13 protein-coding genes are annotated in these 15,705 nt (G+C 36.0%); 12 read left to right on the top strand and 1 reads right to left on the bottom strand.

The genetic code is table 11. The features are described 5' to 3' along the window. Positions 1 to 35: 35 nt before the first annotated feature. The 10 genes from AC3WSK_RS23730 to AC3WSK_RS23685 all read left to right on the top strand — a co-directional run bounded on the left by AC3WSK_RS23730 (position 36) and on the right by AC3WSK_RS23685 (position 11,199). On the top strand, positions 36 to 4,517 hold the full coding sequence (locus AC3WSK_RS23730) for a tape measure protein (RefSeq protein WP_492413049.1): 4,482 nt from the start codon (positions 36 to 38) through the stop codon (positions 4,515 to 4,517). Positions 4,518 to 4,530: 13 nt separating this feature from the next. Then, entirely contained in the window at positions 4,531 to 5,415 is an 885-nt protein-coding gene (locus tag AC3WSK_RS23725) for a phage distal tail protein (protein ID WP_492413050.1), read from the top strand. Positions 5,416 to 5,418: 3 nt separating this feature from the next. Beyond that, positions 5,419 to 6,531, top strand: a complete 1,113-nt coding sequence (locus AC3WSK_RS23720; protein WP_492413052.1) for a siphovirus ReqiPepy6 Gp37-like family protein — start codon at positions 5,419 to 5,421, stop codon at positions 6,529 to 6,531. Beyond that, positions 6,531 to 8,576: an NHL repeat-containing protein gene (locus AC3WSK_RS23715; RefSeq protein WP_492413053.1), complete on the top strand. Its 2,046-nt coding sequence runs from the start codon at positions 6,531 to 6,533 to the stop codon at positions 8,574 to 8,576. Before AC3WSK_RS23720 ends, AC3WSK_RS23715 begins: the two co-directional genes overlap by 1 nt. Before the next feature lie 13 nt (positions 8,577 to 8,589). Further along, positions 8,590 to 8,940, top strand: coding sequence for a hypothetical protein (locus AC3WSK_RS23710; RefSeq protein WP_492413055.1), 351 nt, complete (start codon positions 8,590 to 8,592; stop codon positions 8,938 to 8,940). Between the two features lies 1 nt (position 8,941). Then, entirely contained in the window at positions 8,942 to 9,091 is a 150-nt protein-coding gene (locus AC3WSK_RS23705; protein ID WP_492413056.1) for a hypothetical protein, read from the top strand. A gap of 95 nt (positions 9,092 to 9,186) precedes the next feature. After that, on the top strand, positions 9,187 to 9,747 hold the full coding sequence (locus AC3WSK_RS23700; protein WP_492413057.1) for a hypothetical protein: 561 nt from the start codon (positions 9,187 to 9,189) through the stop codon (positions 9,745 to 9,747). Between the two features lie 130 nt (positions 9,748 to 9,877). After that, positions 9,878 to 10,123 carry a hemolysin XhlA family protein gene (locus AC3WSK_RS23695; protein ID WP_492413058.1) on the top strand — a complete coding sequence of 82 codons (246 nt, stop codon included), beginning with the start codon at positions 9,878 to 9,880 and terminating at the stop codon, positions 10,121 to 10,123. Between the two features lie 12 nt (positions 10,124 to 10,135). After that, positions 10,136 to 10,402, top strand: coding sequence for a phage holin family protein (locus AC3WSK_RS23690; RefSeq protein ID WP_492413060.1), 267 nt, complete (start codon positions 10,136 to 10,138; stop codon positions 10,400 to 10,402). Further along, the gene (locus AC3WSK_RS23685; RefSeq protein WP_492413062.1) at positions 10,399 to 11,199 is read left to right on the top strand and encodes a GH25 family lysozyme; all 801 of its coding nucleotides are present in this window, start codon (positions 10,399 to 10,401) and stop codon (positions 11,197 to 11,199) included. Before AC3WSK_RS23690 ends, AC3WSK_RS23685 begins: the two co-directional genes overlap by 4 nt. A gap of 59 nt (positions 11,200 to 11,258) precedes the next feature. Here the strand turns inward: AC3WSK_RS23685 and AC3WSK_RS23680 are convergent, their stop codons facing one another. Further along, positions 11,259 to 12,491, bottom strand: coding sequence for a S8 family peptidase (locus AC3WSK_RS23680; protein ID WP_492413064.1), 1,233 nt, complete (start codon positions 12,489 to 12,491; stop codon positions 11,259 to 11,261). 452 nt (positions 12,492 to 12,943) lie between these two features. Between AC3WSK_RS23680 and AC3WSK_RS23675 the strand changes: the two genes are divergently transcribed. Together AC3WSK_RS23675 and AC3WSK_RS23670 are read left to right on the top strand one after the other, a co-directional pair. Then, on the top strand, positions 12,944 to 14,362 hold the full coding sequence (locus tag AC3WSK_RS23675) for a calcium-binding protein (protein ID WP_492535143.1): 1,419 nt from the start codon (positions 12,944 to 12,946) through the stop codon (positions 14,360 to 14,362). 203 nt (positions 14,363 to 14,565) lie between these two features. Continuing rightward, a complete protein-coding gene (locus AC3WSK_RS23670) occupies positions 14,566 to 15,393 on the top strand; it encodes a M23 family metallopeptidase (RefSeq protein ID WP_492413068.1) in 828 nt (275 codons plus the stop codon). Positions 15,394 to 15,705: the final 312 nt, after the last annotated feature.

Here is a 15,705-nt window from a genome sequence, read left to right as displayed (position 1 = left end):
ATGTTTGGAAATTTAAAACATAAAGGGGTGGGGTAATGGCTAGTGATGGCCGTGTAGTTATTGATGTCATATTGGATGACGGAAAAGTTGTAAAAGGTGTAGCAGATGTCAAAGGGCAAATAGGCGGTATCGGCCAAGCCAGTGAAAAGAGCGCTTTAGGTGTTGGTAAAATAGTAACAGCACTTGGTCTAGTAGCAGCAGCGAGAAAAGGAATCGACATGGTGACTAGTGCTATTGGTGGCGCTATCTCTCGTGTCGATACATTGAGTGGTTTTCCAGTTGTTATGGAGCGCATGGGCTTTAGTAGCGATCAAGCTAAATCAAGTATCGACAAGCTTTCTGAAGGTATTTCAGGTCTACCGACAACGTTAGATGGCATTGTTAAGAGTACGCAAGGTATCGCACTTATGACAGGTGACTTAGATGTTGCCACAGACACTGCGCTTGCACTTAACAATGCTTTCTTAGCATCTGGATCAAGTTCTTATGACGCTGAGCGTGGACTTGACCAGTATGTGAAAATGTTGTCAAAAGGTAAAGTCGAGGCAGATAGTTGGAGTACTTTACAAGAAACGATGGGCTTTGCACTTAATAAGACGGCCGAGGCGTTTGGTTTTACTGGTAAGGCAGCGCAACGGGATTTATATGATGCCCTTCAAAAAGGTAAAATTACATTTGAGGATTTTAACTTAAAATTAATAGAATTAAACGATGGTGTAGGCGGCTTTGCCGACGTTGCGAAAGCTGGTAGTGCTGGTATTGCAACATCGTTCACAAATATGAAAACTGCTGTTGTACGTGGTGTGGCAAATATCATACAAGCGTTTCAAGATGTTCTTGCTAAAACACCGTTACAATCAATTGAGAACATTTTAGGTTCAATAGGTAAGTCTTTTGGTAATTTATTAAATTCAATTGCCGCTGGGATACCGAAAGCTGCAGACGCGATAATAAACCTATACAATACGCTCGAACCATTGATGCCACTAATAAAATCAATTATTGGCGCTATAGCGATAATGGCTCTATCTTTTGCTGTATTTAATTCATCGGTGTTTATAATCGGCAAAGTAAGAGAGGCTATAGCCGCATTAAATACAGCACTCCTATTTAATCCTTGGATATTAGCTGCAACAGCAGCGATTGCAGCAGTATTACTCATTATCCAATATTGGGAGCCCTTAACTCAGTTTTTCAGTAATTTATGGTCGAATATTTTAGACATTTTTAATAATGCATCAACGGCTATTCAAGCGTTTGCAACAACACTTAGTACTACCTTTGCTACCGCATGGTCTAATGTAACAAATGCATTTAGCGGAGCAATAAGCACGTTGTTAACTGGCTTTTCCAGCCTAAAAGAAAAGCTAAGTATTGTTACAGATATTATTAATGTTGAACAAGCTTTTAATTTACTTAAAACAGCAGCAGAGGCAATTTTATCGTCATTATTAATGTTGATAGGTCCATGGGGCTTGTTAGCTAACATACTGTTAAAAGTATTTACTCACACGACGCTACTACAAGATGTTTTTGCAATGCTTAAAGGTGAGATGACATTTGATGAGGTTGCCAATAATTTCTCGCAATCTATAAGTGGCATTATGGAGAATATTTCACAACTAGCATCTAGTTTTGGAGAGGCGTTACCTGGAATTATCAACTCATTTGCGATGATCATTCCACAAATAATAACTTTAGCAGCTGATATTATAACGAATTTAGCTAATGGTATAACGGCCAATTTACCATTGATGGTAAATACTATAGTCAGTTTAATAGAATTTATCACAACAACAATAGGAACGCTATTACCTCAACTTATTGAAGTTGGAGTGTCCTTGCTGACAACAATTATAAACGGTATCGTTACAGCGCTACCTATGATAATAGAAGTAGTCGTGCAATTAATAGAAATGTATATAAATACTATGACGACGATGTTACCTTTGTTAATAGAAATTGGATTAACAATCGTCGAAACATTGTTAAATGGCATAGTAACGGCATTACCACTAATTGTTGAAAGTGCTTTAAATATCATTTTGATGCTTGTAGATGCCTTAATTACAGCATTACCTCAATTGATTCAAGTTGGTCTTTTAGTACTCAATACATTGATTGAGGGAATTATAGGAGCATTACCAACGATAATTGAGGCTGCGCTAACTGTTATTATGGCCCTGGTAGGAGCATTAATTTTACTTTTACCTCAAATTATCGATGCTGGTATTCAAATTATCACCGCACTAGTTAATGGCTTAGTTAATGCATTACCAGCAATTATAGAGGCAGCGCTAACGCTAATTATGGCTTTAGTTAATGCGTTCATTCAGTTATTGCCTCAATTGATTGACGCCGGTATAAAAATTATTACGGCTTTAGTACAAGGACTTATACAAGTATTACCTCAATTAATACAAGCTGGTATCACATTAATCATGGCTTTGCTAAAAGCTATTATTGGCTTATTACCTCAACTACTAAGCGCTGGTGTACAACTGATTGTTGCTTTAGTGAAAGGTGTATTGTCAGTTTTAGGTCAACTTTTATCAGCAGGAGCTAGTCTAATACTTGGATTGTTGGGTAAGGTTCTTAGCTTTGTTGGTCAATTACTTGCTGCAGGTGTAACTCTAATTGGTAATTTAATATCCGGAATATTGTCTTTAATCGGAAAAGTTATAAGTGCAGGAGCAGAACTTATCACAGGTCTTATCGATAAAATTTTAAGTTTTATAGGTAAAATATTAACGGCTGGTAAGGACCTGGTAGGCAATTTAATAGATGGCGTACTCAGCAAAGTCAATGACATGATTAATGTCGGTAAAGACTTGGTGAGTGGTCTTATCAATGGTATAACAAACATGGCCGGAGAGGCTATAAATGCAATCACAGGTGTTGTAGATGGCGTTGTCAATAAGGCTAAATCATTGCTTGGCATCCATTCTCCTTCTCGAGTATTTCGACAAATCGGGTTGTGGACAGGGGAAGGTATGGTGATTGGTTTAGATCAATCTAGTCCAAGGGTTAACAAGGCAATGGAGAATATCTGTGATGGTATCCTTGATGTTTCTGAAAAATATCAAAAAGAATATACAAATTTGATTGATGAATATAACAAGAAAAACGAGGATAAAAACGAAAAGACTCTAGAAAAAATCTACAAAATCCGAAGCAATGCAGCTAAAAAGAAACGTGCATTAACTAAAAAAGAGCTGCAAGACATTGCTTTGTTAGAAGCTGAGTATAAGGATAATAAGATGAAATCAGAAATTGATTTCCAAAAGAAATACAAGTCCTTAGTGGAGAAATCGGAAAAAGAGTATCTGGAAGTTATCAAAAACTTTGTTGCTGATAAAAAATCTTTAGACGAATTATCTTTGGTAGAAGAAGCTGCTATTTGGGAGCAATCAATCGAACTGTTCGCAGAAGGTTCAAAAGAACGTATCCTAGCTCAAAAAGAATATAAAAAAGCAGTTGATGCTGTAAATAAAGAAATCCTAGCTATTAATAAAGATTACCAATCTCAAATGCAAAAAATTAATGATGACTTAATTAAAGCTGAAAATGATTTAAATAAAGCTTATGATGATGCTTATAACAAGCGTGTTTCTACACTTATGGGGTTTGCAGGTACATTTGACGCCTTTAAAGTTGAGTTGAATCGCACAGGACAAGAATTATTGGATAATCTTCAAGGTCAAGTTGATGGCTTTAAAAAGTGGCAAGAGGAATTTGCTAAGCTATCAGAGCGTGGTATTGACGCTGATCTATTGGATGAATTGTCAGGTCTAGGTGTTAAAGCTTTACCAGAGTTAGTTGCACTTAATAGCATGACAGATGAACAATTAACGCAATACAGTGATCTATACCGTGAAAAATCGCAATTAGCACGTCAACAAGCTGAGAAAGAGCTTGCAGGTATAAAAGAAGATACGGACAAGCAAATCCTAGCATTACGTGAGACAGCAGCAAAACAACTTAATAAATTAAAAGCTGAATGGACTTATAAAATCAGAGAGCTTACAACCACTACAGCAAATGAACTGGACTCACTTCAACAAATCGGTGTAGACGCTGGCCAAGGATTGTTAAATGGTTTGGCTTCTATGGAAGGTCCGTTGGTTTCAAAGGCCCAACAAATAGCAAATTCAATTAAATCGACAATTCAAGAAGCTTTAGACATACATTCACCTTCTCGATGGATGCGAGATTTTGTTGCTGGCAATATGGCGAAAGGTTTCGATGTCGGTGTAGATAAACATAAAAACCTTATCACAAAAGCCTCTGAACGTTTTGGTGAAATGGTTAAGCCGGATGTGGTTAATAAATTACGAGGTGTTAAAGCTAATTTAGGAATGTTAGGAACGTCATTACAAAGTATTGCGAACACAAATAACACAACAACATACGACCATTCTCGCAAGATGTACAATACTATCACGACGCAATCAACAGGTAATGATCGAGCTGATTTAGAACGTCAATTACGTAAACTAGAATTTGAATTCGGGTGATTGGAATGATGGCATGATTACAAAATTAAAAATAACAAACAGCAGAGGCGGCGAATTTGAATTCGGTCGTCTCTTTCGCTTGACCAAAGGTCTTGATTTAAGTGGATTAGTGGCACAGGTAAACTTTTCGAATAATTCTAAGGCTGGATCAAAATATCAAAATACAAGGTTGGAAAATAGAGAGTTTGACATCGAACTTAAAATGATGCGCCAAGGCGATGACGAAGCGCAAATGGATAGTAAACGCGCAAACATGTACAGAGTTTTTAATCCAGAATTGAACCCGATGCGTGTAGATTTAGAACTTAGCGACGGTAAAAAATACTATTTAATGGCTAATCTACAAAGCACTCCTGTAATGCCACCAGACCACGCTAACAACAACGTAGCGTGGCAAAAAGCGTTACTGCAATTTGTTGCCACAGATCCTTACATCTACGAAAAAGATGCACGACAGGTTGATATAGCAAAATGGGTTGGTGCCTTTAAATTTCCACTTAAAATACCACAGGGAGTTGGTATTAAAATGGGGCAACGGTCAAATAGTTTATTTGTGAATGTATTTAATAAAGGGCAAAACAAAACAGGTATGTTAATACGTTTTAAAGCATTAGCAACGGTAGTAAGACCAGCGATTATTAATATAGACACTTATGAGGAATTGAGAATTAACTTTGCGATGACACAAGGTGATGTTATCGAAGTAACAACTTTCGGTAAGAAAACTATCACTCTAATTAAAGATAACGTAAAAACCGATATCTTTAATGCTATCGATTTAAACAGTCATTTCTTAGAAATTGAACCAGGCGACAATCTTTTCAGATATGAGGCTGACGCCGGAGTAGGTAATTTAGAAATATCTATAACATATAACGCTAAATCAGTGGGGGTATGATTTATGTATTTAAATATTTTTGACACTAATTTCAATCGACTAAATATTATTGATGAAGATAATGATATTGAGTTCACATTAAAATATCAAAACCATAGCATCTTAATGGCGACCATAGATGCAAATAAAGATAATGTAGCTCTCTTTTTCACAGATGAACTCAGAATTCTTACAAAATCAACAGATTTAAGACGTGGCTATATTGTTGAAAGCGCAGAGTTTAAAGATGATGATAAAACAGAAATATTAATTATGGCTAAATCACTGAGCATCATGATGAGTTGGAGGATTATCGAAGGTCAACAATTGTACAAAGGAAATATAGAAGATATATTAAAAAGCTTTGTAAATGCCAATGCTATCAATCCTGTCATAGCAAATAGGAAGATACCTAACCTTGTTTTAGGAGCGAATACAGGTATCAATATTGTTACAGAGGAAGTTTATAACAACAAACCACTTGATGAGTCATTATGGGAAATGTGTATTAAACATGATATTTCATACGAAATACTCATGAATCACACAACTAAAAAGTTTGAATTCGTTGTTTATCAAGGTGCTGACCGAACGACTGAACAAGATATTAACCATCACATTATCTTTTCTAAGGCATTTGACAACGTTAATACACAGTCTTATGTCGATGATACAAGTAATTACAAAAGTACTGCTTATGTTGCTGGCGAAGGTGAAATGGATGATAGAACTATATTGAGGTTAAACGATTATTTCTCTGGCTTTGAGCGTAGAGAAATCTTTTTTGATGCTCGTGACTTGCAGTCGAATTATAAAAATGAAAATGACGAAGAAATTACTTTATCGCCTAAAGAGTATGAAAATGTCTTAACAGAGCGTGGTTTTAATAGATTATCTGAATATCCTCGTATTCAAACTTTCAAGAGTGATAATGATTCAGATTCACAGTTTGTTTTTGGTAAAGATTACTTTTTAGGTGATAAAACAACATCACGTAATGATGAGGTAGGTCTAATAATGCATTCTCGAGTAGTGGTTGTAAATGAAATCTACAATGAAAATGGCTACTCGTCAAAAACTGAATTCGGTACAGCTGTACCTAATATTATAGATAAAATTAAGAAGGTGATTAAATAATGGCTGTACGTAGTGGATTTTTTAATGCTGTAAATGACGATAGAGTTTATGATGCAAGTAACTTCGCTGAGTACTTTGCAACATTTATTGGGAACGGAGTTTTCCCTAACCCTTCAAATGGTTTACAAGTGTATGCAAATAACAATATGACTACGGTTGTTAAGGCTGGTAAAGGGTGGATTAATGGATATTTCGTAGCAAATGATAGCGACTTTATCATTGCTCATGACAGAGCTGACGGCGTTTTAAAGCGTATCGATAGAATTGTTTTGCGAAAAAGTATTGCTGATCGTGATATTCAAATTGTGCTCAAAAAAGGTACTTATGTAAGTAACCCTGCTGCTCCTGCAATTGTTCGTGATGCTGATTATTACGAGTTAGCCCTTGCTGATGTATTAATCACAAATGGTGCTATTCAAATCACACAAGCAAACATTACTGACCAACGCTTTAACAAAACGTTGTGCGGTATCGTTAAAGGAACAATCGATGAAATTGATACGACAGGTTTATTTGCTCAATATGGCAAAGCATTTGAAGAATGGTTTGAGCAAATACAAACGGAATTACAAGGTGATGTGGCTGCTAATTTACAATTACAGATTGATAGATTGGTAAGGAGGATGAATTCAACAGCCATCCAGTATGGGAATGACACAGGTACAGCTAATGCAAAAATAGTTACACTTGATAACCCGCCAACTTCTTATTTTGACGGCATGGCAATTGCTTTTAAAAACAAGGTCGAGAACACTGGATCAGTCACGATAAACGTTGATGGGTTAGGTGTCAAGACTGTTAAAAACGGCAATGGTAGAACATTATCAAAAGGCAACCTTAAGGCGAATGTTCCTTACACAGTTCGTTACAACGGTATGGATTTTTTCTTACAGGGTGAAGGGAGTGAATTCGATGTAGGCGATAAAATACCATCGTCTAAAGTAACCGCTGGCTACAGGTCGCAATGGACTGCAACGCCAGTGAATTACGGTGGTGCTGCTCCTACAGGAGTCGACAAAGACGGAAATATTTATATGATAACTAATCCAGACACGCGTGACGGTAGCGTTTCCACTTTGGCAAAATATTCACCAACTGGTTCGTTAATAAAAAAAATAACAGTATCTGACCCTAATAGGTCTAATCCTAGTGGTGTAACTGTTAATGGTAGTTATCTTGCTTTTTATTCATATAGTAACGTTTTTATATATGACTTGGATTTAACGCTACTTACAACTATACCACTAGGAACTAACCAAAGTGGTAAAGGTAACAAAGTGGCTATTACAACTTCAGGAGACGTATATGTTGGCGTTCTTAGATACAATAGCAGTGGTCCAGACGCATATGAAGTACGAAGATATAATCGATTCGGCGGACTAATATGGACAAAACCTGTGGATAATAACGCGGAAATTGCAGATATACGACTGTTATCAGATGGTAATATCGTGATTGCCACTGCTTATGGTGGCTATACCGTACAGAAACTACTAGGGAGCGATGGTGCGAGTGTATGGACTGTAGCATTATATTCACTTCATACACCGGGAGGGTTATATGTATCAAATATGAAGAACGTCGTAGAGACATCCGATGGAAATATAATGGTGTCTTATGGCGCAAGAAATGGCAATTATACTCCTAGTAGAACTGAAAGTATTGTACGCACTATCTCTCCTTCTGGTACACCAGGCGGTTATATAGTTATTAATAACACGATAGGCCCACAATATGAATACCCAGTGTATTTATGTACTGATGGAAACGGTGGCGTATATTTTGGAGTAAGTGGCGATTTTTATTGGCGTGAAACAACGAATGATGACATGGCGAATATCAACTATAATATATTTGGTAGACTTAATAAAAATTTACAGCTGATATGGAATCATATTTTCTCGCAAGGTCGAACTGCATGGGGTGATGGTATTTGGGCATTAACATATGATCCACTATTCGACAGTGTGATCGCATCGCAGTCGCAAGGGGCATGGTCATATGGGGTTATCAGAAAATGGGATTGGTATGTATCCCTAAAATAAGGAGGATTTTTAAATGATTTTATTATGGACACGAGAAGTATCAACAGGAAAAGCGTTGGTTGTAGGTAAACATTACCTACCATTTGACCCCGTATACGGCGTAAAGCATGATAACGGCAACTCTATGACGAAAGAAGAAATGGAAGCTATGGGCGGCGTATTCGTTGAGACAGAACTACAACCGGAGGCTAACGGTTTAACGGGTACACACTATGTTAATCCAGAGACGAAAGAGCAGTTTTACGAATACGAAGAAATGCCGAAATCAGATATTGAGATTTTACGAGAAGAAAATGCAGCATTAAAAAAATCACAAGCAGACCAAGACGAGTTACTTATGCAATTAATGCTAGGAGGTAATTAATATGAACGCTGTATATACTCTATTTTTACGCAACTGGTGTAACTGCAGAGCGACAGAAGAACAAATTGATTTAGCGGTAACGAAAAAGTTAATTACCAAAAAAGAAGCTACGGAAATTAAAGCCACTGAACAACATAACGAAAACAAGTAAACGCGGCATAAGCTAGCGTTATTTTTATTGTCTAAGTAAGGAGGAAATACTTTCCTTTTGTCGAAATAAAGCAGATGAAAGGATGGAGAAGTCAATTGAAACTTTATCATGGAACATCATATAGTAGAGGAATTCAAATATTGGATGACAAAAAAATAAAAGGTAGTAATGTAGATAGAATCTATAAAAAAGAGGAGATAGGATCACCAACTACAGATGGCTATGTATACTTTGGCGATTTAGCAGTTTCCACGGACTATGCCAATAAAACCTGCGTTATATATGATAAGGACCCTTATCTAATGATTTTTGAAGTTGAGGTAAATGACGACATAATAGAAGCAGACATTGATGAAATAAATTATACATTGAAGAGGTACAATAAAACTCAAGGGTTTACAGATATAGAAAATCAGAGACCTGATGAGTGTTGGGCATCATGTAGAGCTTTGAGAGTAAAAGGTGATGTGGAATTGATACCTGGAAAATTTAGATTTGCAAAACTTAAATCCAATTTATTTAGTCTAGATGATAATAGTGATGATAAAATTAGCGCAGCTTTTACAATGAAAATTGTTAAATTGAGAAAGAATTTAAGTGATTTAGGAGAAGAAAAAAAGCTAAACTTATATACACAAATACAATGGGAACAGTAATGCATTCCAATTGAAAAAAATATTATGAGCTATGAGAGCAATCGAGATGGGCAACAGTACATGTTACTGATTCTCGATGCGTCTCATGGCTTTTTATTTTAACTAAATAGGGCAAAGGATTGGTGATGGCATGGGTGATGAATTGGTTAGAAATATATATGAACGGTTGGGTGGAATTGAGGCAAAGATTGATGATATAAGAGACATTCGTCAAACTGCCGATAATGCTAAAGATATTGCAGAGGAAGCATTAGCAAGTACGAAAAGCGCTCATAAGCGATTAGATAAAATCGACAAAATAATTTGGTGGGTATCAACAACAATCATCGGATCAGTGATTTTAGCTTTATTAGCTTTAATCATTAAAACCAAATAGGAGGATTTTAATATGGAATTTTTATATGATTACATCATTGAACAGGCGCTAATGGTAGTGCCTGTTTTATTAGTTATCGGACAAGTTTTAAAGAACACGCCTAAAATGCAAGACTGGCTGATTCCATATATTTTATTGATATTAGGAGTTTTATTTACAATTGGCATTATGGGTATCAATATACAAGCAATTATACAAGGTGTACTAGTAAGTGGGGCTGCTGTATTCACTAATCAATTATATAAACAATACTCAAGTAAAGAAGGTGAAACGAAGTGAGCAAAATTATCGATATATCTCATCATCAAGGAGATATTGATTGGTCTAAAGCAAGCAAAGAAGTCGATTTAGCCATTATTCGCACCCAATATGGTACAAGTACTATTGATCGTAAATACGTTCGAAACATTAACGAATGTAAAAAGTACAAGGTGCCATTTGGTGTATACATTTATGTTACATTCACCAATAAAGATACTGCACTGGCGCAGGCTAAAGAATTCTATGAAAGAGCGCAAGCACATAATCCGTTATTTTACGTTGTGGACGTTGAGGAGAGTTTCGGAGCAAGTGTTCAAAATATCGTACAAGGCACACAAGCATTCATCGATTATTTAAAAGGTGAAGGCGTCAAGGTTGGACTGTACACAGGACATCATTTTTACAAGCCTTACAAAATGGATACAGTCAAAAATTATGATTTTTTATGGATACCGCGATACAGCGGTACAACTGCTTTAGGTAAAAAACCCGATTTTGCTTGTGATTTATGGCAATACACTGATAAAGGCATAGCACAAGGAATTAAAGGGCCAGTTGATCTAAACGTATTAAACGGATATAAGCCGTTATCTTGGTTTACTAATAAGACTGAGGAAGAAAATAAGCCGACAGAAAAGGATGATGATAAAATGCAATTCACAAACGAGACAACTAAAATAGCAGTACGTGATTACATCAAACAATCTGTAGATAAAAAACTGATTGAGAAGTCGTGGTTAGATAAATTTGATAATGGAAGTATGACAAATGGTGATTATGAAGGTTTGAAACTTATCATTGCGCAGCGTAGTTAGTAAAAAGCAAAGACCAAGATAGCTATATGCCATCTTGGTCATTTTCTTTTGCTTTATTATCATTTATAAACGAAAGGTCTGTATTTCCAATGACGTTGTCCGTTATTAAAGTCAACAATTACTTTAATAAAATAAAGTTTACCTGCTTCCATCTGTGAATTAAATGGATTTCCTATAGTAATTGACTCACCTGCATTCGCAGCAATTAATCCAATGTAGTTAAGTCCGGATGTTAAACTTACTTGTCCCATTCCATTATAATTCGCTGAATACAATTCATAACGTGCAGATTTTACTGTAGAAATTGAGTTATCATCATAGACACCTAGTTGGATATTATGATATTTACCTAGACCAACTCTACTAGCGTTTAATATAATTTGACCACTTAAATCAATTGGAACGTATTTTAAAATCCCAGCACCAGCTGCATTACCACCAGATGTTGTAATCGCAGTTTTTTTCATATGGTTAAGGATTTGTTTAGGCTCAGCATTAGGATATTTCTGTTTGTATAAAGCATAGAGACCAGCTGCAGTAGGTGCAGCAAAGGATGTTCCTTGTGCTGTAGTAAAAGTTCCCTCATTAGTTTGAACTGGGCTCGCTACACCCTGAGTTGATCCAAATAGGGTATTACCATAAGCTGAAAATGTAGCTAGACTATTTGTACTTGGATTTATAGCTCCTATACAAGCACCGCTATAAGTTGCCAAATCAGCGCATTTAGTATTTGAATCTTTATTTTGAGTTTCATTCCCTGCCCCTTGGAAGATAGCGATATCGGATTTCTCTAATGTTTGATTCATCGTGCTGTCAGTTAACCAAAAGATTTCTTTAGAAACATTGATTCCTTGAGAGACATTAATGATTTGTGCTCCATTATAAAGCGCAGCTTCTGCTCCTATTGGAGCACTTCTAGGTGAATAGATGACAGATGCTCCAGGTGCAACACCTATACCTGAACCAGCTAATAAAGAAGCTACTTTTGTTCCATGATCGCTATCCGAACCTTGGTTTGAAATGTCTAATGTTTTAGTTATAAAATCCCATCCCCCTAGATGGCGACTACCAAGGGAAGAAACTCTATCTATACCTCCCTCAACAACGACTGCCTTAACTCCAGCCCCTGTATACCCAGCATTATGAGCCGCATTAAGATTTAGGTATTGGTACATTGTTTGTGAAGCAGGAGTTTGATTAGCACTTGCTGAACCAACTGAACCCCAAATTAAACTAGCTGATAAAGTTGCACCTAACACTAGTTTTGAAAATCTTTTAAAAGACTTATTCATTAAATTTTTCTCCTCCGATTCTTTGGTAAAAAATATATATTACAACTAAATGGTAACATTGGAGGATGTTTGAAACAATACTGCATTGGTAAAATTAGCAAATTTGCGTCAATTCAACTAATTAAAAGTTGAAGTTATACTATTTTTTTAGTGAAAGTGAAAATCGGATTTTATTATTTTGTGTAATGAATTTTTTGTATTTAAAAGGTGATATATTTGTTTGGGACTTTTCAAGTGAGGGTAATTATATCGGTAACATAATAAAAAACAGATAACTGTAACTTGTTATCTGTTAGATAAACCCAGGTACTCAATTATTTTGAGCCTGGGCTTTTTTTCTTCTTAAAACATTAAAAACCAAAACTTTATTGACAAAAAGGAACGCTTGTTCTATAATAAAGAGGAACGTATGTTCTATTTCGGTTCAAAAAATAAAAAAGGAGATGATTTCTTTGGCATTTACAGTCAAAACAGAAGCAGAAAAAATCTTTACAAATTTAATGGGAACAGGAGCTAGTCGATTACCAGCAGACCCTGTTGGCTCTGATAATCGTGCTGACTTTCATGGGATCTTTTCGATGGATCCAACAGTTGAATTGTCAATTCAACGAGCAGGAAGCCAGTTACTTTTTTTAACTGCTCTTTACCCAAATGCTTCTACTTCTACGGTGCGAACAAACATATTGGCTCGTATTCATCGAATCTTAAATAAGTATGCATCTAATATTGCAACTTTTACTGGTCCTGGACCAGGACTTGGGTTAGGCGCTATGGGTCTTTATTCAGCTTATGCTTTAGCAAAAGCTGGTGGATTTGACTACACTCAAGTTACTGGTACAACAGCAGTAACAAGAGCACAATTACTATCCTATTTGGAAACATACTTAACTAAAAACCTTCCCGATTTAGATAAAGCTGAGCCTAATCGTTTAAGTAACGGAACAACTAATGATTATTGGACTGTTAGCTCAACTCACCCTTATTTTAATGGTACAAAGCATGCTAGAATTTCGTTAAATGGAATAATTGTTCGTTTCGGAGCTATGTTCTTTATTCATACAGCTCTTAAAGGTGCAGGGAATACTACCTACACTAAATTTAATAATTACTTCAATAAATTAGCGACTAACTTACGTACTAAATTTGGTAATACCCGAGAGAATAATGGTCTAACTGAATTATGTTTGCCTATTGGTTCAGGTACTTTCCGAGACGGAAATAATGCGAATGCAAACCAAGTAAGGGGGTATTTCCCAGCTGCTGGATATAACTCACTTATTGTAATGGGTCTTAATTTTGCAGCAAGAGCCTATCGTTGTGCAGAGCTAGGTTTATCTGCCACAACTCCACAGCTAAAGAATGTTGTTGCTTTACCTACTCATGTATGTTCATCAGTTGCTACGGAATTAGCCAATTATTATAAAACGTTCACCGCTTATTCTAATCAAGCTTTTGAAATAGGTGGACCTAATTTTGTTGCATTAGGAGCAAGTGAAGCGAATGGTTGGTTAGCAGAAGCGAAAAAATGGTATGACTATCAAAAACCTTCGCAAGAAGCATCGAACTATTTAGAAGGTGTATTTGGTAAAGATACTAAAACAAGTTCAGGTCTCTTTTTAAATCTTGCTTATCAAGACGCTTACGATCCAATCTCTGTCACATCTTATCTCTATACAATGACTTGGAATGGAGATCATACTTTGGTTAATGCCACTATCGGGAATGCAATTAAAGCAAAATCAGGAACATCTTTAGCTAGTCCGTATTATATTGCGTCAGCACATGTTGGTTTCAAAGCAAATGCTGGAGCATCACGAGTACTTCAAGGCTTAGCTGGTGCCATGAACAGTGGTATAACAACACTTAATTAATACAGAAAGAATCACTAAGTTATAGAGGAAAGAAATTAAAAAATTTAAGCCCATTAGCTTAATTGGTAATGGGCTTATTCTATTAACTCGGTCAGTATATATCTTTGGTTATTACTTAATTATTACTTAAAAAATATCAATATATTATTCAATCTAATACTACAAAAATAAAAATAATTTAAATGTTAAAAGGAGAATGTTTGATGACACAGGTATTTATAAAACCAGCTGAAGGTATTTATACAAGTCTTTATGGCATGAGAAGTGGTTCAATGCATTATGGAGTTGACATTGCAAATAGTAGCTCCAATGTACCGGTACACGCTTCCGCTGCGGGTGTGATTAACAAAGCCGTTGGTGGTTGTTCTAATAATGGTTCTATCGGTAATACATGTAATGGTGGTTATGGAAACTATGTAATAGTTCGACACAGTATTAATGGGAAAACATATGATACTCTTTATGCTCATCTAAAATCAATTAGCGTCTCTGTAGGTCAAACTGTAAGTCAAGGTGCTAAAATTGGTGTTATGGGGAACAGTGGGAGTTCAACTGGTCAACACGTACACTTTGAAATATATGAAAAAGCACGAGTGTCTCAATCAGAGGCAGTAGACCCTATGCCTTATTTAAATGGGGACAAGCCAACAGCTAACTACCATACTTATGATGGAACTTGGGCAACTATTACAATTACTCAGAAAGCAAATGTGTTCAAAAATGTTGGATATGAAATTATCGGTCAACTTGAAGCTGGTGGAAAATACAAAGTGTATGGTCAAAGAGAATATTCAGCTGATGGTACTCTATTCTACAATGTAGGGTCTGGTTATGTTCACCATGCTTACGGTACTATTGCTAATCACCATGCAACTGTTACATCTACTATCAATACGTATAGCACTCCTAATGGAGCAATTAAACGTCAATTAGCACCAGGAACTTATAAAGTACATGCAGCTAAAGACGGTTGGTACAATTTGGGCACAGAATGGGTTAAATCTGATCAAGTATTAGTAACTAAAAACTAGAATTAAAAGATAAAAGACTAGCAAAGCAATTATGCCATGCTAGTCTTTTTTGAGTATGAAATAAGGATAAATGAATATATCATTTAAGTAGAATAACTAAGTGTTGTTAGTATAGTTTTTAAAGGTGCCCATGAGGTGCCCAAATAAATATAAAACTAGATAAAAAGGTAAAAGCATTCTATTAAATTATTGTTTAACTGTAGATAAATGTGCAGTATATCAAGCTTTTATAAAAGTGTATAAAAGTAAGGAATAATATAACCACAGCCTTCTAAGCCGTCGGTCGGGGGTTCGAATCCCTCCTGGGACGTC

It is taken from the genome of Lysinibacillus sp. EB271-A1-10B, from assembly GCF_058791335.1.
Note: the sequence above shows the minus strand (reverse complement) of the source record. Positions and strands in the feature narration are given on the sequence as shown.